Here is a 24,425-nt window from a genome sequence, read left to right on the forward strand (position 1 = left end):
ACCCTGGCGGACCCGCCTCCGCCACGAAGTCGACGTACACGAAGTCGACGTACAGGGAAGGCGCGTTCGGCAGTGGTGACCCGAACGGGGTGCCGAACGGCCGTCACCCGCGTCTCTACGCCGCCGGCCCCGGGAACCAGGACACCATCTCCGCGTACACGTCCGGGACTTCCCCGGTGCCGGTGAGCCAGTCGGTCTCGCCCTGGCTCCACTCGTAGGCGCGGTGGCGCGCGCCGAGTTCCTCGACGAGTTCGGCGGCCAGCCGTGAGGCCTCGTAGAGGTCCTGGTCGGTGGTCTGGGAGCTGGCGGCGACGATCAGCCCGCGCACCTCGGCCGAGTGGCCGTAGCGGAAGGCGCCGGTGCCGAGCAGGTGCGGGTCGGTGTGCACGGGTGTGCCGTTGTCGCCGCCGAGGCGCCGGTGGGCCGCCGCCTTGGCGGCGGCCTTGGGGAGGAAGCGGCGCGCCTCGTCCCCGACCGTGATCGCGCCCAGGACCGCGTCGGCGGGTGCGGTGCCCGCCTCCGCCGTCGGGTCGAGGACGACGAAGCCCATCGCGGGGCGCGGGTAGGGGCCGCGCGGCGCCTTGCCCTCGGGGGCGGTGTGGTTGCGCAGGATGCTCTCGGCCCGGCGGCGGCCGAGGTCCGCCAGCAGGGTGGTCAGTTCCCCGTCGGTGAGCATGTACGTGTAGGGGTTGCGGCGCACCGCCGCCTCGACGCGGAGTGTGCCGGCCGTGCTCGTCACGCCTGTCTCCTCCTTGCTGCGCTGACCGCTGTCCGCACCCGGTGGCGCGGCCCGGCACACCGTAGCGGCTTGATCATCCGCGGGCCATAGGTCTGGACCATTTTTCTGATCACTGTTGACCTTCCGGTGCGCCGACCCGTAGATTTCCGTCCCGTCTTGATCAATGGTCCAGACCAGCTCTTCAAAGGCTCGCTGGGCTTTCCATTCGACGATCCCCCTTCTCGGGGTGCGCTGTGCTCTCAGGCTGCTGGGAGAAGGGGCGAAGGGGATGTTTGTCTTGACGACGCAGGTGCTCACGGACCTTGCGCAGAAGTTCACGACCGACGGATTCGCCACCGTCGGAGAACTCGTTTCCCCCGGTGAACTCGCTGTTTACCGGGACATCTACGACCGTTTCCTGAGCGGTGCCATCGAAGCGGGCGACAAGCGGTCCGATCTCGGTTCCCACGTTCCCCGCAAGAACGGCATACGCGAGAACATCACACAGATCATGTGGCCCTCGGCCCTCCACCCGCCGCTGCGTGAACTCCCCCTCCACCATAAGGCGCTCGCCGTCGCCCGGGAACTCATCGGCGCCGACGCGGAACTCGACTTCGACATGATGATCCACAAGGATCCGCACACCGCCGTCCCCACGCCCTGGCACCAGGACGCGGCCTACTGGATCGACATGCCCGACCACCGGGCGGTCTCGATCTGGGTGGCGCTGGACGACGCCGACGTCGACAACGGCTGCATGTGGTACGTGCGCGGCTCGCACGAACAGCCGCTGCGCCCGCACCGGCCCACCAGCGACGGCAAGAACATCGAGTGCGACTGCTCCGAGGACGAGCCGGGAGCCACTGCGGTGCCACTGCGGGCGGGGGAAGCAGTGGCCCACTCCGGCTTCACCCTGCACTACTCGCGGGGCAACACCACGGACGGCACACGCCGCGCGTACATCCTCAACTACCGGCCCGCCGCGATGATCCGGCACGAACGGGCGCAGGGCGCGGACCACGGACTCAACGAGAACGTACGGCAGGTCCGCAACTCCGACGCCGTCGAGGACTGACCGCCCGGCACCACCCCCGCCACCGCCGGGCCGGCCACCGCCGGCCCGGCCCCGACAGCCAGATGGGAAAGCCGTGAACGCAGTCGTTCTGACTGGTGCCGTCATGACCCACCCGCGACGCCGCGCGGCGGCCGAGGCCATCGCGGCGAAGGACCCGCGGGGCCGCGTCCGCGTCGTCACCGACCCGGACCCCTCCGGCCCGCCCACCGCGCTGCGCACCGCGAACCCGTCCTGGAGCTGCGTCGGTGCGGACGCCACCCACCACGTGGTCTTCCAGGACGACGTCCTCATCGCCGAGGATTTCTTCCCCTGTGCCGAAAAGGTCGCCGCCGCCGTTCCCGGTGAGGCCGTCGCCTTTTACGAGGGATGGGAAGGCAGGAACAGCGGTGTCGTACGCCTCGGGGCCCTCACGGGGGCACAGTGGGCCTATGCCATCGACGAACACGTGCCGTCGCTGGCCCTGATGCTGCCCGCCGACGCCGCCCGCGGATATGAGCGATTCGCGGCGGAACACGGCAATGGCTGGCCGTACGACGTGGTGATCCAGCGGTATCTCAAGGCGCTGGACATTCCGGTGCGGCTCGCCGTGCCCAGTACGGTCGACCACGACGACGTACCGAGCATCGCCGGAAACAGCACCCACGGATGGCGCCGCGCCACATTCTTCACCGACCGGGCCGCGTTTTCCCCCGACGACAACAGCGCGTGCGCCGCATTCTCCCTGGTGCCCTTCTACCAGTACGGCGAGTCGAAATGCGCGGTACGGCAGGAGGACCGCTGGGAATACCTCGACACCGACCGGTATCTGCGGCGCATCGGCCTGCTCGACCGTTGCGAGGACGGCCTCGCCGCGGCGGACCGGCCCGACCTGCCCGACACCGTGTGCCGGCAGGTGTGGCTCACCGCCTTCGCCACGGGCGTCGCGCTGGCCGGCCTGACGGACCGTGACCCCGAGCCCGCCGTGGCGGCGGCGGTGATGGAGTCCCTCGGCCCCGGCGGCCTGTGCGAGGAGTACACCGGCGCCGAACTCGTGCCGATGATCCCGCTCGTCCGCGACCTCGCCCTGGCCGCTCTCGACGCCGGCCGGGCCGCCCACCGCGCCACCGCCGGCACCCCCCGCCCCGCCCCCGCGCCCGGCGTCGTCGTCACCGGCGGCGACCCCGCCTTCGGTGCCCAGCTCGCGCGGCTGCTGACCGACGCCGGCCGCACCGCCGTACACGCCGAGCGGCTCGACCCGGCGGCGCACGCGGTGCCCGGGGCGCCGGACGCCGTGATCCACCTCGGCACCCCGCACGACACCGGATACCCGCTGGCGGACCTGCTCGCCGACGCCGAGAAGCTCGGCGCGCGGCGGCTGGTGCACGCGAGTTCGGCGGCCGTCTACCGGGGCGGCGCCGCCGAGGACCGCGGCGAGGACTCCCTGCGCGAACGGCCCGGGGACGCCGAGGCCCGGCTGTGGTGGGACGCGGAGGAGCAGTGCCGGGCCTGGGGCCGGCAGACCGGTACGCCCGTGCAGATCGTGCGGTTCGCCGAGCCCGTGGGCCCGCACGCCCCGCTGGACGGGGTCCTCGCCGACTGGATGCTGCGGGCCTGGACCCGGCGCCCCATGACCCTGGTCGAGGGCCGCCGGCACCAGATCGTGGACTACCGCGACATGGCCGACGCGCTCGCCGCGCTGCTCGCCCGCCCGGCCGGCCCCGAGGTCTGCAACGTCGCGTCCGCCGGCTACGACGAGACCGCGTTCGCCGAACTGGTCACGGAGACGGCCCGCCGCACCCCCTGGGAGCGGGCCGACGCCCCCGGACCGCACACCCCGCTCATGTCCACCGCCCTGATCACCGCCGAAACCGGCTGGCGGCCCGCGGCACCGGTGGACAATGGCGCCCGGGCGCAGGCGCAGTGGCTGGCCTGCGACACCCATGACGACCTCGTCGGGCTGTGGCGCACCCCGGACCCCGGCGACGACACCGGCGTACGGCGGGCCTGACGATGACGGAGAAGGCGGAGAAGCGGGCGGCGCCCGAGACGGGCGGCGGCACGGAGGGCGGGATCTTCTCGCCGCCGTACCTCGCCGCCACCCTGACGTTCGCCGTGGTGATGTTCCTGACCGGGTTCGCCGCGCTCGCCGTCGTGCCCACCCTGCCGACCGCGGCCCGGGAACTGGACGGCGTGTCCCTGTTCCCGGTCGTGGCGGGCTGCTTCGTCGCCGCCAGCCTGTTCGGCGGGGTGCTCGGCGGGCACTGGGCCGACCGGGCGGGCGCCCGGCGGCCCCTGGCGCTCGGCATGGTCCTGTCGGTGCTCACCCTCCTGGTGTCCGCCTCCAGCGTGTCCGTCTGGCAGCTCGCCGCCGGCCGGTTCGTGGACGGCCTGGCCGCCGGCATGGTCGCCGTGTCGGTGACCACCGCCATCGGCCAGGCCTACCCCGAGCACCTGCGGCCCCGGATGCTCGCCATGATGAGCGCCAGCTGGGTCATCCCGTCGCTGCTCGGGCCGCCGCTCGCCGGCGTGGTCGTCCAGTGGTGGACCTGGCGCGCGGTCTTCTACGGCCTGGCCGCCCTGACGGCGCTGCCCGCCGTCGCCCTCGTCGTCGTCCTGCGCAGACCCGCGGACGGCGACCCGGCCGGCATGCCCCCCGCGGCGGAACGGGCCGCCCGCCCCCCGCTGCTGATCGCGGCCATGCTCAGCCTCGGCGCGGCGCTCGGCCAGTACGGCGTCTCCGACTGGGACCCGCGCCACCTCGCCTTCGTCGCCGCCGGCCTCGTCCTCCTCGTCGCCTTCGCCCCGAGGCTCCTGCCGCGGGGGACCTGGCGCAGCGCCCGGGGCCTGCCGACCGCGGTACTGCTGCGCGGCCTGACCTCCGGCACCTACTTCACCATCGAGGCGCTGGTGCCGCTGATGCTGATCACCGAACGGCGGGTCGCCGCCGTCGTGGTCGGCGTGGCGTTCACCGCCTCCGCGGTGCTGTGGGCGGGCGCCTCCTGGGTGCAGGGCAAGGCGCTCCAGCACGTGGCCCGGCACCGCCTCGTCACCGTGGGCGCCCTCGTCATGACGGCCTCCGCCGCCCTCGCGGCGGCCGGCTGCTCCGGCGGCCTGCCCGCGGCCACGGCCGCCGCCGCGATGCCGCTGTCCGCCATCGGCATGGGGCTGCTCGACCCCTGCGTCACCGTGCTCTCCCTGAAGCACAGCGAGCCGCACCGGCAGGGCCACACCACCAGCGCCATGCAGACCAACATGAACCTCGGCCAGGTCGTCGTCCTGGCCCTGGCCTCCGGAGTCCTCAACGCCTGCCTGGCCGCCGGCGCCGGCCCGCTCGACGGCTACCGCGTGGCGTTCGCGCTGCTGCTCCTGCCGACCCTGCTGGTCGCCCTGCTCGCCGTCCGCGCCCGCGGCGACTGACCCCCTCCCTCCCCCCTCCCTCTTTTCCGCACCCTCCCATCCGAAAGGGACCGTTGTGCGCAGTGACCTTGTCGTCATAGGCCTCGGATACGTGGGCCTGCCCCTCGCGGTGGAAGCCACCCGCTCCGGGATGACCGTCGTCGGCCTCGACAAGAACGCCGAGATCGTCGCCCGGCTCAACACCGGTGTCTCGCACGTCGACGACATCGACGACGCCGCCGTCGCCGGTGTCCGCGCCCAGGGCTTCACCGCGACCACCGACGAGAGCGCCGTCGCCGGGGCGGACACCGTCGTGGTCTGCGTCCCCACCCCGCTGTCCGACCACGGCGGACCCGACCTGACCATGGTCGAGAGCGCCTGCGCGGCGATCAGCCGCCACCTGCGGCCCGGCACCCTGGTCGTCCTGGAGTCGACCACCTACCCCGGCACCACCGACGAGGTGGTCCGGCCGCTCCTCGAACGCTCCGGACTCACCGCCGGCCGCGACTTCCACCTCGCCTTCTCACCGGAACGCGTCGACCCCGGCAACCAGGTCTACGGCATCCGCAACACCCCCAAGGTCGTCGGCGGCCACACCCCCGCCTGCGCCACCGCCGCCGCGGCCTTCTACGGCAAGATCGTCGACACCGTCGTGCAGGCCACCGGCACCCGCGAGGCCGAGATGGCCAAACTCATCGAGAACACCTACCGGCACGTCAACATCGCGCTGGTCAACGAGATGGCCATCTTCTGCAACGAACTCGGCATCGACCTGTGGGACGCCATCTCCTGCGCCGCCACCAAGCCCTTCGGCTACCAGGCGTTCCGGCCCGGCCCCGGCGTCGGCGGCCACTGCATCCCGATCGACCCCAACTACCTCGCCCACAAGGTCCGTACGCTCGGCTACCCCTTCCGCATGGTCGAACTCGCCCAGGAGATCAACACACGCATGCCGCGCTACGTCGTGGAGCGCGCCCAGCACCTCCTGGACCGGGCCGGCAAGACCCTCGGCGGCGCCCGCGTACTCCTGCTCGGCGTCACCTACAAGGCGGACATCGCCGACCAGCGGGAGACCTCCGCCCGCGACGTCGTCAAACGGCTGCGGGCCCGCGGCGCCGACGTCTCCTACCACGACCCGTACGTGCCCGAGTGGTCCGTCGACGGTACGGCCGTCCCGCCCGCCGCCGACCTGCCCGCCGCCCTGGAGACCGCCGACCTCGCCATCCTCCTCCAGCGGCACCGGGTGTTCGACCTGGACGAGATCCAGCGGCGCGCCCCGCTGCTCCTCGACACGCGCGGCGCGGCCCGCCCGCAGCCGCACGTCGAACGCCTCTGACACCGGCCCCGCTCTTCCCCGTTCCCTCGCCCCGGGGCATGACGCCCCGCACACCCCAGGAGTGCTTCCATGTGCGGTATCGCCGGGTGGGTCGACTACGCCCGCCCCGTCGACCACGACATCGCGCGCGCCATGACGGACACGATGGCCCGGCGCGGCCCCGACGCGGAAGGGCTCTGGACCGACGACCACGTCGCCCTCGGCCACCGGCGGCTGTCCGTCATCGACCTCGAAGGCGGCTGCCAGCCCATGACCGCCGACGAGGGCCCCGGCGCCCGTGCCACGCTCACCTACAGCGGCGAGACGTACAACTTCCAGGAACTGCGCACCCAGCTGACCGGCCTCGGCCACCGCTTCACCACCCGCAGCGACACCGAGGTCGTCCTGCGCGCCTACCTGGAGTGGGGCCCCGGGTTCGTCGACCGGCTCGAAGGCATCTACGCCTTCGCGATCTGGGACCGCGACCGCGACGAACTGCTGCTCGTCCGCGACCGCATGGGCGTCAAACCCCTCTACTACGCGCCGACCCCCACGGGCGTCCTCTTCGGCTCCGAACCCAAAGCGGTCCTCGCCCACCCGGCGTTCCGGCCCGTGCTCGACGCCGACGGCCTGCGGGACATCCTCTCCGTCGCCAAGGTGCCCGGACACGCGATCTTCCGCGGCATGCGCGAGGTCCCGGCCGGCTGCATGGTCCGCGTGAACCGCACCGGCCTCACCGAGGAACGCTACTGGCAGCTCCGGGTCGCCGAGCACACCGACTCCCTGGACGACACCATCCGCACCGTGCGCGAACTCCTCGCGTCCACCGTGGAACAGCAGATGGTCTCCGACGTACCGCTGTGCACCCTGCTCTCCGGCGGCCTCGACTCCAGCTCGCTCACCGCGCTCGCCGCGCACGCCACCCGCACCAGGGGCCTCGGCCGCATCCGCTCCTGCTCGGTCAGCGACCCCGACCTCGACGGCACCGCCGGCCCCGACGCCAACGAGGACCACGTCTACGCCCGGCTGCTCGCCGAACACGTCGGCTCCGACCACAGCGAACTCCCGCTCAAGGCACCCGACCTGCTCGACCCCGCACTGCGCGCCTCCGTGCTGCGCGCCTACGACCTGCCCATCGCCAAGGGCGACGAACACGCCTCCCTGCACCTGCTGTTCAGCATCGTCCGGCAGCACTCCACCGTCGCCCTGTCCGGCGAGTGCGGCGACGAGGTGTTCGGCGGCTACCGCTGGCAGCGCGACCCCGACGCGGTCTTCTCCACCACGTTCCCCTGGGTCCACGAAGGACGCCACAACTACCAGGGCAACGACGTCGTCTTCACCCCCGACCTGCTCGCCAAGCTCGACCTCGACACCTACGAACGCGACTGCCACAGCGCCGCCGTCGCCGAGATCGACGCCCGCCGGCACCTGGCCGACCCCGCCGAGGCCCGCTACCGCGAGGTCACCTACCTCGCCCTCACCCGCCACGCCCAGGTCCTCTTCGACCGCAAGGACCGCATGAGCATGGCCTGCGGACTGGAGGTCCGCGTGCCCTTCGCCGACCACCGGCTGGTCGAGTACACCTTCAACGTCCCCTGGGCGATGAAGAGCTTCGACGGCCGGGAGAAGAGCCTGCTGCGCGCGGCCATGAAGGACCTGCTGCCCACGGCCGTCGCCCAGCGCGTCAAGACGCCCTACCCCTCCATCCGGGCCGAGGCCTACAACCGGACCCTGCGCGAGCGCCTCGCCGACCTCGTCCGCACCGGTACCGGCCCGCTCGACCCCTTCTTCTCGCCCGACCTCAAGACGCGGGTACGGCGGGACGGAGCCGCGGCACTGGAACAGGGCATGAGCCGGGCCGCCCTGGAGACCACCCTCCAACTGGACGCGTGGCTGCGGGCGTACGACGTGGACGTCGTGCTCTGAGCCGCACCGGCCGCCGGGTCCGGGCCGGGCATGGACGGGCGGGCCCGGCGGCCATACTGGACCGCATGGAACGCATCGGGGGATACCTCGTCGAGCGCCGGCTCGGCGAGGGCGGCATGGGCACGGTCTATCTCGCACGGACGCGCGGCGGACGGGCCGTCGCCCTGAAGGTCGCCAAGGCCGAACTGGCCGCCGACCCGGTGTTCCGCGAGCGGTTCCGCAGCGAGGTCGAGGCGGCCCGCGCGGTCGGCGGCTTCCACACGGCACCGGTGGTGGACGCCGACGTCGACGGCGACCCGCTGTGGCTGGCCACCGCCTACATCCCCGGACCCACCCTCGCGGCCCGGCTCGCCGCCGAGGGCGCCATGGACGAGCCCGGGCTGCGGTCCCTGGGCGCCGCGCTCGCCGAGGCGCTGGAGTCCATCCACGCCTGCGGCCTGGTGCACCGGGACCTCAAGCCCGGCAACATCATCATGGCCGTCGACGGGCCGCGCGTCCTCGACTTCGGCATAGCCCGGGCCGCCGAGTCCACCCGGCTCACCGCCACCGGCACCGCCTTCGGCACCCCCGGCTTCCTCGCGCCCGAACAGGCCCTCGGCCACGATGTGACCGGCGCCGCCGACGTGTTCGCCCTCGGCGCCGTGCTGGTCGCGGCGGCCGGCGGCAGCGCCTGGGGCGAGGGCACGCCGATGGGGCTGATGTACCGCTCCGTGCACGAGCCGCCCGACCTGTCCGCCGTACCCGCCGGCCTGGCGGACCTGGTCTCGGCGTGCCTGGCCAAGGAGCCCGCGGACCGGCCGACGCCCGCCGCACTGCTGGACCGGCTGACGGACCCGGCATCGGACCCGGCGCGGCCGACGGCACCGCCGTACCCGCCGGCGCTCATCGCGTCCCCGGGGCCGGCCACCCCGCCACCGGCGTTCACCCCGCCCCCGCCGCCCGCGACACCCCCGCAGGCCGCGGCGCCCCAGTACCAGCACCCCGTCCAGACCGCCACACCACCGCACCTGCCCGCGCAGCCCGCCACCCCGCCGGCCCCCTACGGCTTCGGGCCGCCCATGCCCTACGGCACCCCGGAGGTCGTGCTCGCCGACGCGCAGTCCGGCGCGGTCGTCAACGCCACCGGAGTGCTCTTCGAAGTGGCGGGAGTCACCGCGGACTTCGCCTGGGCCGAGATCGCGCACGTCGGACGCCACTGGCGCGGCAACCGCCTCACCCTCACCGTGCGGCTGTGGGACGGCGGGGTGTACTCCTGCGAGCTGAACGCCCGCCGCAGGGCCCGGCTGACCGCCTGGGTGGCCCAGCTCGACCCGGTCCTCACCCGGTACCTGACCCGCTAGCAGGTCCGGCCGACCACCGCCAACCACCGTGCCGAACAGAAGAGTTGAGCGGTCCAGGCTTGAACCGGTCAGCTCCTGGGCACGCACCTCCTACCGGCGTGCAGCCGGGTGGTGTCGGCAGCAGGAGGGCGTCATGGACCGTCGCATCCGGGTACGTGTCAGCCGGCGGCCCGCCGCGCCGCGCGGGCAGGAGATCGACCGCAGGACCCCCTCGGGGCGCGTCCTGCCGTACTGACGGCCGCACCGGCCCGGTGGACCGCGGCGGCCAGAGCCGTCCTGAGCGGCTCCGGCGGGGCCGGGCCGTTCGGCGCCGCGCTCTCCGTGACCGCCGACGCCACCTGCCGCAGCTTGGTGTTGGACCGCTGGGACGCCTCCCGCAGGATCTCCCACGCCTGGTCCGGGGTGCACGCGTGCGTCGCCATCAGGATGCCCCGGGCCTGGTCGATCACCGGGCGGGAGTCCATGGCATGACGCAGCTGCTCGACCTCCAGGCGCAGCACGTGCAGTTGCTCGGACTGCTCGGCGTGCTCACGGGCGACCGCCGAGACGGTACGGGCCGGAAGCTCCGCCGGCAGGGCGGCGCTCAGCGGATCCACGGGGTCCAGGCCCACCAGTTCCAGCACCCGGCGCGGCTGCCCCCGCCAGCCGGTGGCCCGTACCGGCACCCGGTGCCGGCGGCCGTACGCGCTCAGCGTGTCCAGGGCCGCCAGCCCCGCCGTGTCCAGGAAGGTCACCCCGGACGCGTCCAGGTCGACCCCGGCCACGCCCGCCGGCAGGGCCGCCAGCGCCCTGGTGAGGGGCTGCGTACAGCCCCTCACCAGCTCACCGCGCGCGGTCAGCACCACCCGGTCGCCCTCCGCGGTGCCGTCGACGGCCAGGGTGTCCAGCCGCCCGGCGTGCGGTGCGCGTGCAGCTGACATCGTGTCTCTCGTCTCGCTCCGCCGTCGGTCGTTCCCCAGCTCGCATGCCCCATGCGCAGGGCCCTACACACCATCCGGGGGAGCCGAGGCGCATACTGGGCACTCGTGTACCCGTGCGGCTGGGAGACGGCGTGAACGCAGCTGAACCGGCGCGGCCCCGGCCGGCCGTGGTGCCGAGGCCGGCGGTTCCGGCGCCCTCGGCACCACGGCTCGATGTGTCCCCGTTGGCCGGGCGGACCGGATTCCGGGCGGCGGGCGAGGTGAGCCTGGGCACGCGCGGCATCTGGGAGCGCGCGCTGGAGCGGGCCGTTCGCGAGGGCGAGGACGTGTATTACTTGGAGCTTTCCGCGCTGACCTTCGTCGACGTCGCGGGCGCCGGCGCACTGGCGGACGCCGCCCGCGACCTCGGCGGGCGCCGGCGTCTGGTGCTGGACCGGCCCCCGGACGCCCTGCCACGGATACTGGACCTGCTGTGGCCCGGTCTGCCGGGGATCGAGGTGCGGACGTCATGACCGCGACCACCGGATCCGCACAGACCGCGGGCCCCTTCGTGCACCCCGCGCTCTTCTACGCCGACGCGCGGGAGTACGTCGCCGGCACCGTGCCGTTCGTCCGGGCGGCGCTGACGGCCGGCGAGCCGGTCGCGGTCGCCGTCCCCGGCGAGAACCTGCGGCTGATCCAGGACGAGCTGGGCGCCGACGGCGCCGCCGTACGCTTCCTGGACATGCGGGAGGCCGGACGCAACCCCGGCCGGATCATCCCCGGTGTGCTGCGCGCCTTCGCCGACGCCCAGCCGCCCGGCCGCCGGGTCCACATCATCGGCGAGCCGGTCTGGGCGGGCCGCAGCCCGGCCGAGTACCCGGCCTGCGCCCAGCACGAGGCGCTCATCAACGCGGCGTTCCGGGGCCGCGAGGTCACCATCCTGTGCCCGTACGACACCGCCCGCCTGGACGAGCGGGCGCTCGCCGACGCGTACGCCACCCACCCGGTCGTCATCCCGGCCGGCTCCGGCGCCGAACGGACCAGCGCGGCCTACGACCCCGACGGCGTGGTCTCCCGCTACAACGAGCCGCTGCCGCCCGCCCCCGACCCCGGCCCCGGCCTGCTGCGCCTCTCCTTCGACGAGGACTCCCTGTCCGCCGTCCGGCACCTGGCCACCGACCACGGCGCCCGGCTCGGCCTGACCGGCCTGGCCCTGGAGAACCTGGCGCTGATCACCGCCGAGCTGACCACGAACAGCGTCGTCCACGGCGGGGGCACCGGCGTCCTCACGGTGTGGCCCGAGGACGGGTACGTGCTGTGCGAGGTCCGCGACAAGGGCCGTCTCGCCGACCCGCTGGCCGGCCGCCGCCCCGCCACCCGCGACCAGCGGGGCGGACGCGGACTGCTGCTGGTCAACCTGGTGTCGGACCTGGTCCGCACGCACACCGGCCCGGAGGGGACGACGATCCGCTCCTACCTGCGCCGCTGACGGCACCCCCCGAGCGGGCTCAGGTGGCGAGCGGGTCCAGGACCAGCGGTTCGATCCGGCCCTCCAGCATGGCGCCCAGGCCCTGCGCCGCGCACACGTCGGGCCGCTCGGCGATGCGCACCGGCATCCCGGTGGCCTGCCGCAGCATCTGGTCGAACCCGGGCAGCAGCGCCGAGCCGCCGACCATCATGATCCCGCGGTCGGCGAGGTCGGCCACCAGGTCCGGCGGGCACTCGCGCAGCACCTTGCCGATGGCGTCCAGGACAGCCGTCAGCGGGGTCTGGATCGCGTCGCGCACGGCGGCGGTGTCCACCCGCACACTACGCGCCAGCCCCGTCGCCACGTCCCGGCCGTGGATCTCGGTCGACGCCGGACCGTGCGAGGTCAGCCCGTTGCCGGACAGGGCCAGTTGCAGCGGCCGTACCGCCTGGCTGGGCAGCATCAGCGCGTGCGCGTGCCGCAGGTGCTGCACGATCGCGTGGTCCACGGCCTCGCCGCCCACCGGGATCCGCTCGGCGGTGACGATGGAGCCCAGCGAGAGCACCGCGACCTGGGTCGCCGCCGCCCCGCACACCATGACCATGGTGGCCTCGGGCCGCTCCACCGGCAGCCCGCACCCCACGGCGGCGGCGATCAGCGTGTCGACCAGCTCCACCCGTCTGGCCCCCAGCCCGACCAGCGTCTCTGTCGTGGCGCGCTGGGCCAGCGGATCGGCGTCGTGCGGGGCACAGGCCGCCGCCCGCAGCCGGGGCTTGCGGCGCAGCGCCCGGCGCATCTTGTCGCCGAGCAGGTGCCGCAGCATCCGCTGGGCCATCTCGATGTCCACCACCGTGCCTCCGGCGATGGGCCGTACGACCCTGATGTAGTCCGGGGTGCGCCCCGTCATCTTCTCCGCGAACTCGCCCACCGCGATCAGCGCGCCGGTACGGGTGTTCACGGCGGCGACCGAAGGCTGGTCCACGACCAGACCGGAGCCCTTCACGTACACGCGGGTGCGGGCCGCCCCGAGGTCGACGGCGAAGTGACAGCGGCGCAGCCGCTCCAGGCTGACGGTCACGGCGGATCCTCCCGAGTGCGCGGGCCTTGGGTCCCCCGCCTGTCCGGCGGGCTCACTGGAATCCTGCGCGGGCCCGGGAGCGGGCGCCCTTCCTGGGCCGCCGGGCGGGGTGCCGCCGAACGGGCGTAATGTCCGGCCGCCCCGGAGTGTCGGCGGGTCAACGGGCGTGAAGGGCCTCCACCAGCGGTTCGAGGGAGGAGACCGTGACCTCGCTGCCGCCCTCGCGCAGCACGCGCCGGCCGGCGGCGGTGGGCGCGTAGCCGACGAAGCGGAGGCCGAGCTGCTGGGCCGCGGTGAGTTCGGCGACCGAGGAGCTGATCAGCACGCAGGAACGGGCCGGTGTGCCGACGGCGGTCAGGGCGCGCAGCAGACAGTCGGGGTGGGGCGTCAGCAGGCTGAGGTCGGCGCGGCGGCCGTGGATGCCCGCGAGGGGCAGCCGGTAGGGCTCCAGGCAGCGGTGGACGGCCTGGGTGGACACGTCCGTCACCACGCTGACCCGGCGGCCGGACCGGTGCAGGACGCGGACGAGCGCGAAGGAGCGGTGCGTCGTGGGCGCGTCCGGTACGGCCCGCAGTTCCAGCTCGTCGAGCCGCGCCCGCAGCAGCGGGCCGAGCCCGTCGTGGGCGAAGGCGCGCAGCAGGTCCAGCGGGTGCGTGAACGCCTCCCGGCCGGGGGCGCCCGCGACGGGCAGCGGCCGGCCCGTGAGCGCGTCCTGCGGATCGCGGTGGTCGGCTACGACGGACAGCAGGTCGAGAACGGCCTCCCGGGCCGTCTGCGCCGGGAACAGCCGGGCGAGGGGCCCGTCGAAGCCGACCAGCACCGTCTCGGCGCCCGTGAGGAGCGCCGTCAGCCGCCGGCGGGACGGGACCGGTGGCTCCGCCGCCGGCGCGGGCGCCCACTCGGGGACCAGCTGCACGGCGTACGACACCGTCAGTCCCGGGACCGGCCAGTCGTCCACCCCGGCGTTCACCGCCCGCTGGGCCGCGCCCGCCCGGCGCGGCGGATACCGGCGGGCGACGGGGGCCGCCGCACCGCGCAGGTGCTCCAGCAGGAGCCCGGAGACACCGGCGGCCTCGGCGCGGACGAACGCCACCGGATCGTCGACCCGCCAGGACAGCTTCACGGCGGCGGTGAACGCGCCCTTGCCGGAACTCGGCAGGGACACGATCCTGCGGGTCTCGTGCGGGGTGAGGTCGACCGTGTAGTACGTCTCCGGGCGGGGTGGACGCGTGCCGTAGGGGCGGATCGGGTCGAGCAGCGTCAGCGGGCCGTCGGGCCGCGTGTGGACGACGGCCGTGCGCCCCGGCGTGGGGACGCCCAGCTCGCGCAGGTCGTGCGTGATGAACGGGCCCCGCACCAGATCCCGCTCCCCGGGTTCGGCGGACCCCGGTCCGAGCGGGCAGTACCAGGCGGCCGGCGGGCTGTCCGGGGCGCTGTCGCCGAACAGCGGCCGGAACCGCCGCGAGCGCCGGGCGGCGGAGCTGGCGGCGAAGTCGTCGTACAGGGCGGGCGGTACGACGACCAGCACGTCCGCGGCTTCCTCCGGCAGCTGGACGGGCGGCCGGCCGAACGTCACCCGCAGCCGCGGCGGGTCGCTCAGCCGGGCGAGCGCCTGGGGGAGTTCGCGCAGCACGGCGACGAGGACGGGCAGGAGATAGGCGCCGGGCGCGGTGCGCACCAGGTAGCCGTCCGGGCGGACCTCCGCCTCGTACTGCCGGGGGCTGAGGGAGCCGCGCGCGAGGATCTCGTGCACGGTGGCTTCGAGCGTGATGCGGGCTTCCGGGCGGCCGGTGAGTCCGTCGGCCGTGAAGCGGATCTCGGCCCGGTCGGCAGTCGCACCGGCGGGACCGCTTTGCCGCCCCCGCCCCAGCCGCACAAGCAGCTCGGCGCCGCGCCGCTGGGCCTGCGGGCTGTCGGAGAGGAGCGCCGCGACGGCCGGGGCCAGCTCCGTCCCGAGCGCGTCGGAGTCGTCGGGGTACAGGGCGCGCGCGATGCCCCCGAGCGCCTGGAGGGCCTTCTCCCGGCTCCCGTGGACCACCGGCGCGGAGTCCAGACAGGTCAGGACCGGACCGTCCGGGCCGAGCACGACGGCGTGCGGGTCCAGCACCCCGCGCGGCCCGTCCTGCGCGTGCAGCGCGAGGACCGCCTCGGCCAGCGGCGGGAGCAGCGCGCGGACCTCCTCGGCGGGCAGGCCGCCCGGAGCGTCCTGGAGGCGTCGGCGCAGGGTGGGGCCGGGGACGAACTCCCGGACCAAGTACGGGGATCCGTCGGCGACGCCGTGGTCGCGGACCGGTGCGATCCCGGGGTGGCGCAGCTCGCCGAGGCGCCGGCCGAGGTCCCGGAAGGCGGCGGGGGACCGTCCCGGCGGATACCGGTGCAGCACGACGAGCGCGTCACCGTCCCGGGTGTCCCGGGCGAGCCAGCCCGTGCGGCCCGCCGTGCCCCCGGCCTGCCGCAGCAGCCGGTACCGCCCCGCGAACGGCTCCCCGGCGTCGTCCGCCGTCAGCCGCCGGACGGTGTCCTCGCTGACCGTGGCGAACGGATCGCCCTCCGCGGCCGTCCCCGTGCCCCGCGCGGCCGGGACCGACGCCCGGAACTCGCCCGGCGCCCGGCCCGCCCTGCGGTCGATGAACTCGCCCATGCGGTCGAGGAGTCCGGTGGTGCGGTGGCGGTCGGTGCGGGGCAGGCCGAGCAGCAGCAGCTCGCGCACGCCGTCCCGGAAGGCGTAGGAGCCGGGCGGACCGTCCGGGGCGGTGGTGAGCATCCCGCTGACGATCACCTCGGCCAGGTGCTGGGGGCGCGGATCGGGTTCGACGGCGGCCTGGACCAGGCGCATCACCGGCAGGTCGGGGCGGCCCACCGCGAGATGGCCGGCCAGCCGGACCGCCTCCGGGGAGGCGGTCGCCCGGAACCGCAGCACCAGCTCCTCGGCGGACAGCAGCCCGACGTCCGTACGGTCCTCGGCGTCCGCCGGCAGCGGGCGCCCCAGCCGGGCGACCGCGCCCGGGAACCCCCCGCCGCCCGGGGTGGCGAGCAGCCCGGCCCAGTGCCCGAGCCACCGCGGCTCCGGCTCCAGCACGGGGAGCGGGACCGCACCGCCGGTCACGGCGGACTCGGGCGGCTCGTACGGGGTGAACGCGAGCGTCGCCGTGGGGGCGGCGGGGTGCGGGGCCGACAGGGTGCCCGGGGTGGTGGGCAGGGCGGTGTCCCGCCACAGGTGTTCCGGGAGCGGTTGGACGACGGCCAGGGGCGTCCGGCGCGCCCAGCGGTGCAGGGTGGCGAACCAGCGGGTGCCGGCGGGGCCCTCCCGCCACTGCGGGCCCATGCAGTCGCTGATCAGGAGGGTGACGGTACGGCCGTCGGCGGGGGTGTGCGGGGCGGGGCCGCGCACGGTGCCGTCGGCGGCGGCGCGGTGGAGGGCGACCGTGCGGAAGGCGCCCGACTGGGCCAGGACCGTGTGCAGTTCGCGGATCAGGGGCCGCCAGACCGGCATGGTGGGGCCGGCGTCGTACACCAGGTTCAGGCGCAGCCAGCGCTCCCGTGCGGGACGCAGCACCGGCAGCCACCACGCGGGGTCGGCGCCGAGGCGGGCGATGCGGTCGGCGGTCGCCGGCTCGTCCAGCTCCAGGCCCACGGGTGCCTCGGTACGGCGTCCCAGGGGGCGCAGCGCGCGTTGCAGCGCGAGCGGGTGGCGCAGCATCGGGGGCGCCGGGGCCAGCAGCGGGGTGTGGGACCGGTCCGCGGCCGGGGCGGGACGGCGGGCGGGCAGGTGCAGGGGGACGCGGGAGGGCGGCTCGGCGGCGGGCTCCGGTTGCCCTGCCGGCTCCCTCGGCGGCGGGGCCGGGGCCGGGGCCGGGGCGTCCCGCTCCGGGGCCCCGGGCCCGGTGGGAGCGGGAGCGGCGAGGCCGGCGGGGGCAGGGGCGCCGTCGTGCGCGTCGGGAGTCATCTGCCGGGCCAGCCAGAGCACTTCGGCCAGTTCCAGCGGGGTCGGGCGCACCCCGTGGGCCGCCTCGGCCAGGAGGTCGGCCAGGCGGACCAGGGGGTCCGGGGAGCGGGGGCGCGGGGCGGCCCCGGAGGACTCAGCGGACATCAGAAGACATCGGACCGCGCGGTCTGTCCCAGGTACGGCATCAGCTGTTCGGCCAGCCGGTCGAGGGAGTCGGCGTCCAGGTCGGCGGAGCGGGCCAGGTAGATCGCGTTGAGGAGCTGGTCCGTGGCGAGGTCGCCGGTGCCCGCCCGGGACAGGAACCGGTCGATCAGGGTGCGCGCGTGGGCGTCGGGTTCGCCCAGGTGGGCGCGGACGATCCCGGCGAGCTGGCGGTCGTCGGGCTGGCGCAGGTGCAGGGTGACGCAGCGGCGCAGGAAGGCGGGCGGGAACTCGCGCTCGCCGTTGCTGGTGAGGACGACGAACGGGAAGGCCCGGCAGCGGACCCGCCCGCGGGCCACCGGGACCCGCTCGTCGGTGCCGTCGGCCAGCACCTCGGCGACGCCGTCCGGAGCGAGCCGCGCGGCACGCACCAGCTCGGGGATCTCGTACTGGCCCTCCTCCAGCACGTTCAGCAGGTCGTTGGGCAGGTCCAGGTCGCTCTTGTCGATCTCGTCGATGAGCAGCGCGCGGGGCCGGGCGTACGGCAGGAGGGCGGTGCCGAGGGGGCCCAGGCGCAGATGGTCCTCGATGCCCGACCGGTCGTCCGCGCCCTCGGCCCCGCCCTGCCGGGCGGCCTCCTGCCGGGCCGCGTACAGCCGTGAGAGCGGGTCGTACTGGTAGAGGCCGTCGTGGAGCGTGCTGCGGCTGGTGATGTTCCAGCGCAGCACCGGGCCGAGCCGCAGCTCACGGGCGACCGCGTACACGAGCGAGGACTTGCCGGTGCCGGGCGGGCCGGTGACCAGCAGCGGGCGGCGCAGGTACAGGGCCGCGTTGACGAGCTGGACCGTCTCCGCCGTGGCCCGGTACGTCTCGGCGCGGTGCGTGCGGTCGGGGGAGACGGCGGAGGCGTCGGCGGACGCGTCCGGCGCCGGGAGCACCGGCCCGCCGTCGAAGGCCCGCCAGGGCGGCGGCGGGGGCAGCTCGGTGATGCCGTCGTGCGGCTCGTTCGTACCGGTGTAGACGGGCCACAGGGGCATGGGCTCTTCTTCTCCGTGGGGGGGCGGTTCGGTCGTGCGGTGGGTCAGGCGACGGGCGAGTGCAGGCTCGCGGTGGTCTCGGGGAAGCAGCGCGGGTCGTCCCACAGCAGCTGGAGGTCTCTCGCCCAGTGCCGGTCCGGCTCGTCGGCGGCGTCCGCGGTCAGCCGCAACGACAGGACGTGGCGCGGGAGTTCGGCGGGCGGCACGCCGGCGACCGAGGCGGCGAGCCGGTCGAGGAACGCGGCGCCGGGACAGGGCGGTTCCCCGGGGGCGGTGTCCGTGCCGGACGCCTCCTCGTGCCCGGCGCAGGGGGAGCCGGTGCGCGGCCACAGCAGGACCGGGACGGGCACGGTGAGACCGACCTCGAAGTGCTGCCGTGCCGCCGCGGGCGGGGCCGCGTAGCCCGCCACCCCGGCGTCGCCGTCCCAGAGCCGTTTGCGCAGGCTCGGCGGCCGTTCCCGGGTGCCGCACTCGACCCGGTGCACCTCGACCCCGCCGCCGGAGTCCAGCTTCTGCCACTTCTTGCGCAACTGGTGGCGCAGCCGGCCGCTGTGGTGGCGCGCCCGGTCGGTCACCACGAGGGGGTAGGCGCAGCCGAGCGGCGTGCTGTCGTCCGCGCCGCACTCCCAGCGCGCCACCGCCTCGTTGAGCCACTCGCGCGGCAGGACGAACGTCACCAGCTCGTCCGCGTCAGGGGCGAGGTGGGCGACGGCTTCGTCGATGCGGCTCTGGACGTAGGCCCGCACCCCGGTGCGCGGCAGCCGGCAGGCGCCCACCGGCCGGCGCCGGCCGTCGCGGTAGGCGGACACCTCCACGGTCACCTGGTCGGGACCGGCACCGCTGTGATCGATCTCCACGACCACCGGGGACCAGGCGGGAGCCGCCGACGTGCCGGCCGGGGCCGGGGTGTCCGGGACAGCCGGGGCCCGTGACACCGCCTCGGGGTCCAGCAGTTCCAGCAGCCGGTCGGCGAACCGGCTCACCGCCTGCGGATCGGGGACCTCCCACTGCACATAGGCGGCGGCGTCCCACAGGGAGGGGAAGCCGCCCGGGGGCAGGGGCGGCCCGAAGGCGCCCACCGCGTCCACGTACAGCCGGTTCGGGTCGCCCACCGGGTCGGCGGCGGCCACGGCCCGGCGCAGCAGGGCGTACAGCCGCCGGCGGGCGTCGTCCCGGTGGCCCGGAGCGGGCACCAGTTCGCCCAGCTCCGGCCAGTACCGGGCCAGCACGTCCAGCGGCAGCATCCGGCCCTTGCGCACGTCCGGCGACGACCCCACGGCCGCGGTGACCATGCCCGCCACCCTGCCGTCCGGGAGCGTCGCCGCCGCCCCGCTGAACCCGTCCACGAGCGGCTGCCCGTGCCCCTGCCACGCCACCAGCTCCAGCCACTCCCCAGCGATCAACTGGCCGGAGACGGGCTGGCACTCGGCGAGCGTGCCCTCGTCATAGCCCTCGGGGAAGCCGTACGCGACCAGCCGGGGGTACGGCTCGGTGTACGCGGCGTGCGGCGGGGCGAAACCGGCCGGGGCGAGCGGGACGTCACGGTCCAGTTCGAGTACGACGACATCGCCGGGATCGGTGACCCCGCCCGCCCAGCCGCCGTGGGCGACGACCGAGGCGGACAGCGCGCCCAGCTCGCGTGCGTGCGGGAAGGTGACGGTCACCGCCGCCCGGTCGCTCCACCTGACGACATGGGCGCAGGTCAGCAGCCGGCGGCCGGTGACCAGGAATCCCGCCCCGACCGCGTCGCCACAGGCGATCCGGGCCTGCCAGGCAGCGCCGCGCATCACCGGTCGGCGGACTCCGGGCCCGGCACGCTCCGGTCGGGCGCGGCCTGGCCGGGCACCGCCGGCGGTGACGCGTGCTGCGCGGACGCGGCCCACGCGGGCGGGTTCTCCCCCGGGGCGGCCTGGTCCGGCGCCTGCCCGGGGGACCAGCTGAGCTTGACGACCAGGTGGCCCTCCGCCGACCCCTTCGCGATGACGGCACCGGCCTCCGCGGTCAGCCGCACGCCGAACTCGATCTCCACCGCGTCCGGGCGCAGGCTGCCGTCCCGGAAGACCCGCAGCGCGGACGCGGCAGCCGCCCGTACGCCGTCGAGCGCTCCCTCGAAGGTGCGCGCGGCCTGCGCCGGCCCCTCGCCGCGCGAGACGAGGCGGGCTCCCGACCGGGTGCCGGCGGCACCCTCCACCACGACGAGCGCGCCGTCCTCGGTCCTGAACTCCACCAACTCGTCCACGCTGACGCTCGCTTCCCCCGTCGTACCCGACCAGTGACCACCCCATGTTACGGACGGTGCCGCCGGAGTCACACACGCGGCGCTGAGGGACGGGACATGTCCCGAGGCCGGCGAGAACCCGCCAGGGCGCCTTTCCGTCAGCACCGGCCAACTCCCGTACGACGAGCGGCACATCACACTCGTCCCAGCACGCGACGCACTTCGCACGGCACGACTCGACGACACGACTCGCCACACACGAGAAGAGGCGTGGATGAGCACAGGACCAGTCAGACGCGGGGCCGCCCTGCTCGCCGCGGGGCTGGTGAGCGCCCTGCTCCCGGCCGGCCCGGCCCTCGCGGCACCGCGTCCCCAGGGCCCCGGCGCGAGCGGCACCACCACCGTCACCCTCGTCACCGGCGACAAGGTGACCGTCACCGACCTCGGGCACGGCAGACAGACGGTCACCGTACGACGGCCCGCGGGCGCCACCGGTGCCGTACGGACACAGCGCGGCGACGGCCACCTCACCGTCGTACCGGACGAGGCGCTGCCGTACCTGCGGGCCGGCACCCTGGACCGGCGGCTGTTCGACGTCAGCGGGCTGATCCGGCAGGGGCTCACCGACGCCGAGGCCGACGCCCTGCCGCTGATCGTCACCTACGACCGGAGCGCGCGGACCGCGACCCCGGCCGGTGCCGAGCGGACCCGTGCGCTGCCCAGTCTGCGCGGGGCCGCCGTTCAGGCCGGCAAGGGGCGCGCCTTCTGGCGGTCGTTCACCCGGACGCCCGGCATCGACAAGGTGTGGCTCGACGGGCGCGTGCGGGCCGAACTCGCCGAGAGCAACGCCCGGATCGGCACAGCGGCGGGCTGGGACGCGGGGCTGACCGGCAAGGGCGTCACCGTCGCCGTCCTGGACACCGGCGCCGACCTCGGCCACCCCGACCTCGTGGACCGGGTGGGCGTCACCAAGAGCTTCGTCGACGGGCAGGAGGTCGCCGACCGCAACGGCCACGGCACCCACGTCACCTCCACCGTCGGCGGCAGCGGCGCCGCCTCCGACGGCAAGGAGAAGGGGGTGGCGCCGGGCGCGACCCTCGCCGTCGGCAAGGTGCTCGGCGACCAGGGCTCGGGCAGCGAGTCCCAGATCATCGCCGGGATGGAATGGGCGGCACGGGACGTGCACGCCCGGATCGTCTCCATGAGCCTGGGCTCCACCGAGGCGAGCGACGGCACCGACCCCATGGCGCAGGCGGTGGACACCCTCTCGAAGGAGACCGGCGCACTGTTCGTCGTCGCCGCCGGCAACACCGGAGCCCCCTCCTCCATCGGCTCACCGGGCGCCGCCGACGCCGCCCTCACCGTCGGCGCCGTCGACTCCGCCGACCAGGCCGCCTGGTTCAGCTCCGCCGGACCCCGCTACGGCGACAACGCCCTCAAACCCGACCTCGCCGCCCCCGGCGTGGACATCCTCGCCGCCCGCTCCGGGCTCACCGGCGGCACCGGCCCCTACACCTCCATGAGCGGTACCTCCATGGCGACCCCGCAGGTCGCGGGGGTGGCGGCGCTGCTCGCCGAGCGGCATCCGGACTGGACCGGCGCGCGGCTGAAGGACGCGCTGATGTCCAGCTCGAAACAGCTCGACGCCTCCGCCTACACACTGGGGGCGGGCCGGGTGAGCGTGCCGGACGCGGTGCACGCGACGGTCACCGCCACCGGCAGCGCCGACCTCGGCTTCCACGCCTGGCCGTACGAGGCGGACGAGCCGGTCACCCGGACCGTCACCTACACCAACTCCACCGGCACCCCGGTCGACCTGCGGCTGTCGGTGCGCGGCGCCCCGGACGGCGTCGCCCGCCTCGCCGACGACCGTCTCACCGTGCCCGCCCACGGCACCGCCTCCACCACCGTCACCGGCGACGCGGCCACGGCACCGGTCGGCGACACCAGCGGGCAGATCGTGGCCACCGACCCGGCCGGCGCCACGGTCGCGCACACCGTGTTCGGGCTGGTCAAGGAGGAGGAGCGGTACACGCTCACCGTCCACGTCAAGGACCGGACGGGCGCGCCCGCCGCCGCCGACCTCACCGTGCAGCGGCTCGCCGAGGGCGCGGACGCCGAGCCCGTCCACGTCGGCGACTCGGGCACGCTCCGGCTGCGCCTGGAACCCGGCACCTACTCCCTCGCCACCTTCCTCGACGTGCCCGGCGGCCACGGCGCCGACTCCCTCGGCCTCGGCTTCCTCACCGCCCCCGAGATCGCCCTCGACCGGGACCGCGACATCACCCTGGACGGCCGCACGCTGCGCGAGGTCCGCGCGGCCGTGGACCGGCGCACCGAGACCCACCAGCTCGTGATGGAGTACGACCGGAAGGCGAACGGAGCCGACCTGTTCGGCGCGGTCCAGGTGCCCCTCACCTACGACAGCGTCTTCGCCGCTCCCACCCCCGAGGTCACGCAGGGCACCTTCGAGTACCGCACCGTATGGCGGCTGGCCAAGCCGCGGCTTGAGGTCGAGGGCGTCGGCGAGGCCACCGTCCAGCCGGGCGGCACCCTCACCGCGGGCCGCACGCGACTGCCCCTGGTGGACGTCGGCGACGGGCCCGTCACCGGGGTGTCCGGCAAGGCCGTGCTCGCCCGCCTCGCCCCCGGCGCCGACCCGGCCGCGCTCGCGCGGGCCGCGCAGGACGCGGGCGCCAAGGCCCTGTTCGTCACGGACGACGCGCCCGGCCGGCTGATGGCCTGGTGGGGCACCGACGACAACGCCGACCGGCCCCTGCTGATCGCCACCGTGAACCAGGCGGACGCGGCACGCCTCAGGGCGCTGGGCCGGGCCGACATGACCGGCACCACCGACTCGCCGTACGTGTACGACCTCTCCGAGGGACACCGCGGAGCCATCCCGGACCGGGACCTCACGTACGCGCCCGGCACCCGGCAACTGGCCGCCGTGCGCGTCGCCTTCCACGCCGCACGGCCGCAGGGCGGCGGCGAGTTCCGGTACTCGATCACCGACACCTTCCCGATCGGCCTCGGCTTCCAGGAGCGCGTCGCCCTGCCCGCCCGGCGCACCGACTACGTCTCCACCGGACCCGGCCAGCTGTGGCACGAGTCCGTCACCGCCGGCGACGGCGCGCTGGAGGAGCGCGGCGGGCTCGTCCGCTACGACGGCGGGACCCGGCCGGCGCTGCACTGGTTCCGGCCGGTGTGGCACCCGTGGCTGGGCACCGGGCTCGGCTGGGGCCAGCAACGGGCCGGGAACCAGATCCAGGTGAACGTGCCCGGCTGGGGCGACTCCGGCCCCGACCACACCGGCTTCGGCGACGTGTGGAGCGAGGACAGCGGGATGCGCCAGACCACCTCCGTCCGGCTCGACGGCACCCTGGTCGACCAGAACACCGGCTCTGCCGCCTACGTCCGGGACGCGCCCGCCGACGAGCACACGTACCAGGTCGTCACCGACACCGCCCTCGACGCCGGCCGGTGGCGGCTCGCCACCCGGGGCCACACCGAGTGGACCTTCCGCTCGGCGGCCACCCCGGAGGACCACTGGACGTACCTGCCGCTGATCAACCTCGCCTACGACCTCGACACCGACCTCGCCGGTGCCGTGCGCGGCGGGCGGCGGGTACCGGTCGCCATCGGCGCCGCGTACGTGGCGCACGCCGCGGGCACCGGCAGGCTCGGCGGGGGCCGGCTGGAGGTGTCGTACGACGACGGCACGACCTGGCGGACGGTTCCCCTGAGCACCGGCCGGGACACCTCCTGGCGCGGCACGCTGACCGTGCCGCGCGGCGCGTCCTCCGTGTCGCTGCGGGCCTCGGCCCGGGACGACAAGGGGGGAGCGGTGACGCAGGAGATCATCCGGGCGGTGGCGGTCCGGTAG

General features: G+C 75.1%; 16 protein-coding genes. 9 read left to right on the forward strand and 7 right to left on the reverse strand.

Features of this window, described 5'->3' with window-relative positions; genetic code table 11:
- Positions 1-115: 115 nt before the first annotated feature.
- Positions 116-739, reverse strand: a complete 624-nt coding sequence (locus tag IE294_RS06140) for a hypothetical protein (RefSeq protein ID WP_189883038.1) — start codon at positions 737-739, stop codon at positions 116-118.
- A 268-nt stretch (positions 740-1,007) separates the two neighbouring features.
- Here IE294_RS06140 and IE294_RS06145 point away from each other — a divergent pair, with 268 nt between their 5' ends.
- From IE294_RS06145 to IE294_RS06170, 6 genes are all read left to right on the forward strand, one after another.
- Positions 1,008-1,793 (forward strand): phytanoyl-CoA dioxygenase family protein, encoded by a 786-nt coding sequence (locus IE294_RS06145; protein ID WP_189883040.1) that lies wholly within the window; start codon positions 1,008-1,010, stop codon positions 1,791-1,793.
- A gap of 103 nt (positions 1,794-1,896) precedes the next feature.
- Positions 1,897-3,780: an NAD-dependent epimerase/dehydratase family protein gene (locus tag IE294_RS06150; RefSeq protein ID WP_189883042.1), complete on the forward strand. Its 1,884-nt coding sequence runs from the start codon at positions 1,897-1,899 to the stop codon at positions 3,778-3,780.
- A gap of 2 nt (positions 3,781-3,782) precedes the next feature.
- Positions 3,783-5,189, forward strand: coding sequence for an MFS transporter (locus tag IE294_RS06155; RefSeq protein ID WP_189883044.1), 1,407 nt, complete (start codon positions 3,783-3,785; stop codon positions 5,187-5,189).
- Between the two features lie 55 nt (positions 5,190-5,244).
- Entirely contained in the window at positions 5,245-6,504 is a 1,260-nt protein-coding gene (locus tag IE294_RS06160; protein WP_189883052.1) for a nucleotide sugar dehydrogenase, read from the forward strand.
- A gap of 69 nt (positions 6,505-6,573) precedes the next feature.
- Positions 6,574-8,409 (forward strand): asparagine synthase (glutamine-hydrolyzing), encoded by a 1,836-nt coding sequence (gene asnB, locus IE294_RS06165; protein ID WP_189883055.1) that lies wholly within the window; start codon positions 6,574-6,576, stop codon positions 8,407-8,409.
- A 65-nt stretch (positions 8,410-8,474) separates the two neighbouring features.
- On the forward strand, positions 8,475-9,749 hold the full coding sequence (locus IE294_RS06170; RefSeq protein WP_189883057.1) for a serine/threonine-protein kinase: 1,275 nt from the start codon (positions 8,475-8,477) through the stop codon (positions 9,747-9,749).
- A gap of 158 nt (positions 9,750-9,907) precedes the next feature.
- On the opposite strand, the gene IE294_RS06175 is transcribed toward IE294_RS06170, so the two are convergent.
- Positions 9,908-10,669, reverse strand: a complete 762-nt coding sequence (locus IE294_RS06175; protein WP_189883059.1) for an ANTAR domain-containing response regulator — start codon at positions 10,667-10,669, stop codon at positions 9,908-9,910.
- Positions 10,670-10,893: 224 nt separating this feature from the next.
- Between IE294_RS06175 and IE294_RS06180 the strand changes: the two genes are divergently transcribed.
- Positions 10,894-11,181, forward strand: coding sequence for an STAS domain-containing protein (locus IE294_RS06180; RefSeq protein ID WP_229917031.1), 288 nt, complete (start codon positions 10,894-10,896; stop codon positions 11,179-11,181).
- On the forward strand, positions 11,178-12,140 hold the full coding sequence (locus IE294_RS06185; protein ID WP_189883063.1) for an anti-sigma factor RsbA family regulatory protein: 963 nt from the start codon (positions 11,178-11,180) through the stop codon (positions 12,138-12,140). The genes IE294_RS06180 and IE294_RS06185 overlap by 4 nt, the downstream gene beginning before the upstream one ends.
- Before the next feature lie 19 nt (positions 12,141-12,159).
- Here the strand turns inward: IE294_RS06185 and IE294_RS06190 are convergent, their stop codons facing one another.
- The 5 genes from IE294_RS06190 to IE294_RS06210 all read right to left on the reverse strand — a co-directional run bounded on the left by IE294_RS06190 (position 12,160) and on the right by IE294_RS06210 (position 20,560).
- Entirely contained in the window at positions 12,160-13,197 is a 1,038-nt protein-coding gene (locus IE294_RS06190) for a rod shape-determining protein (protein WP_189883065.1), read from the reverse strand.
- A 157-nt stretch (positions 13,198-13,354) separates the two neighbouring features.
- The gene (locus IE294_RS06195; RefSeq protein WP_189883067.1) at positions 13,355-17,287 is read right to left on the reverse strand and encodes an SAV_2336 N-terminal domain-related protein; all 3,933 of its coding nucleotides are present in this window, start codon (positions 17,285-17,287) and stop codon (positions 13,355-13,357) included.
- Positions 17,287-18,321 (reverse strand): AAA family ATPase, encoded by a 1,035-nt coding sequence (locus IE294_RS06200; RefSeq protein ID WP_189883069.1) that lies wholly within the window; start codon positions 18,319-18,321, stop codon positions 17,287-17,289. The genes IE294_RS06195 and IE294_RS06200 overlap by 1 nt, the downstream gene beginning before the upstream one ends.
- 44 nt (positions 18,322-18,365) lie before the next feature.
- Positions 18,366-20,108 (reverse strand): VMAP-C domain-containing protein, encoded by a 1,743-nt coding sequence (locus IE294_RS06205; RefSeq protein WP_189883369.1) that lies wholly within the window; start codon positions 20,106-20,108, stop codon positions 18,366-18,368.
- Positions 20,108-20,560 carry a CU044_2847 family protein gene (locus IE294_RS06210; RefSeq protein ID WP_189883071.1) on the reverse strand — a complete coding sequence of 151 codons (453 nt, stop codon included), beginning with the start codon at positions 20,558-20,560 and terminating at the stop codon, positions 20,108-20,110. The genes IE294_RS06205 and IE294_RS06210 overlap by 1 nt, the downstream gene beginning before the upstream one ends.
- Positions 20,561-20,813: 253 nt before the next feature.
- Between IE294_RS06210 and IE294_RS06215 the strand changes: the two genes are divergently transcribed.
- A complete protein-coding gene (locus tag IE294_RS06215; RefSeq protein WP_189883072.1) occupies positions 20,814-24,425 on the forward strand; it encodes a S8 family serine peptidase in 3,612 nt (1,203 codons plus the stop codon).

This window comes from Streptomyces canarius (assembly GCF_014650735.1).
Lineage (GTDB): Bacteria > Actinomycetota > Actinomycetes > Streptomycetales > Streptomycetaceae > Streptomyces > Streptomyces olivaceoviridis.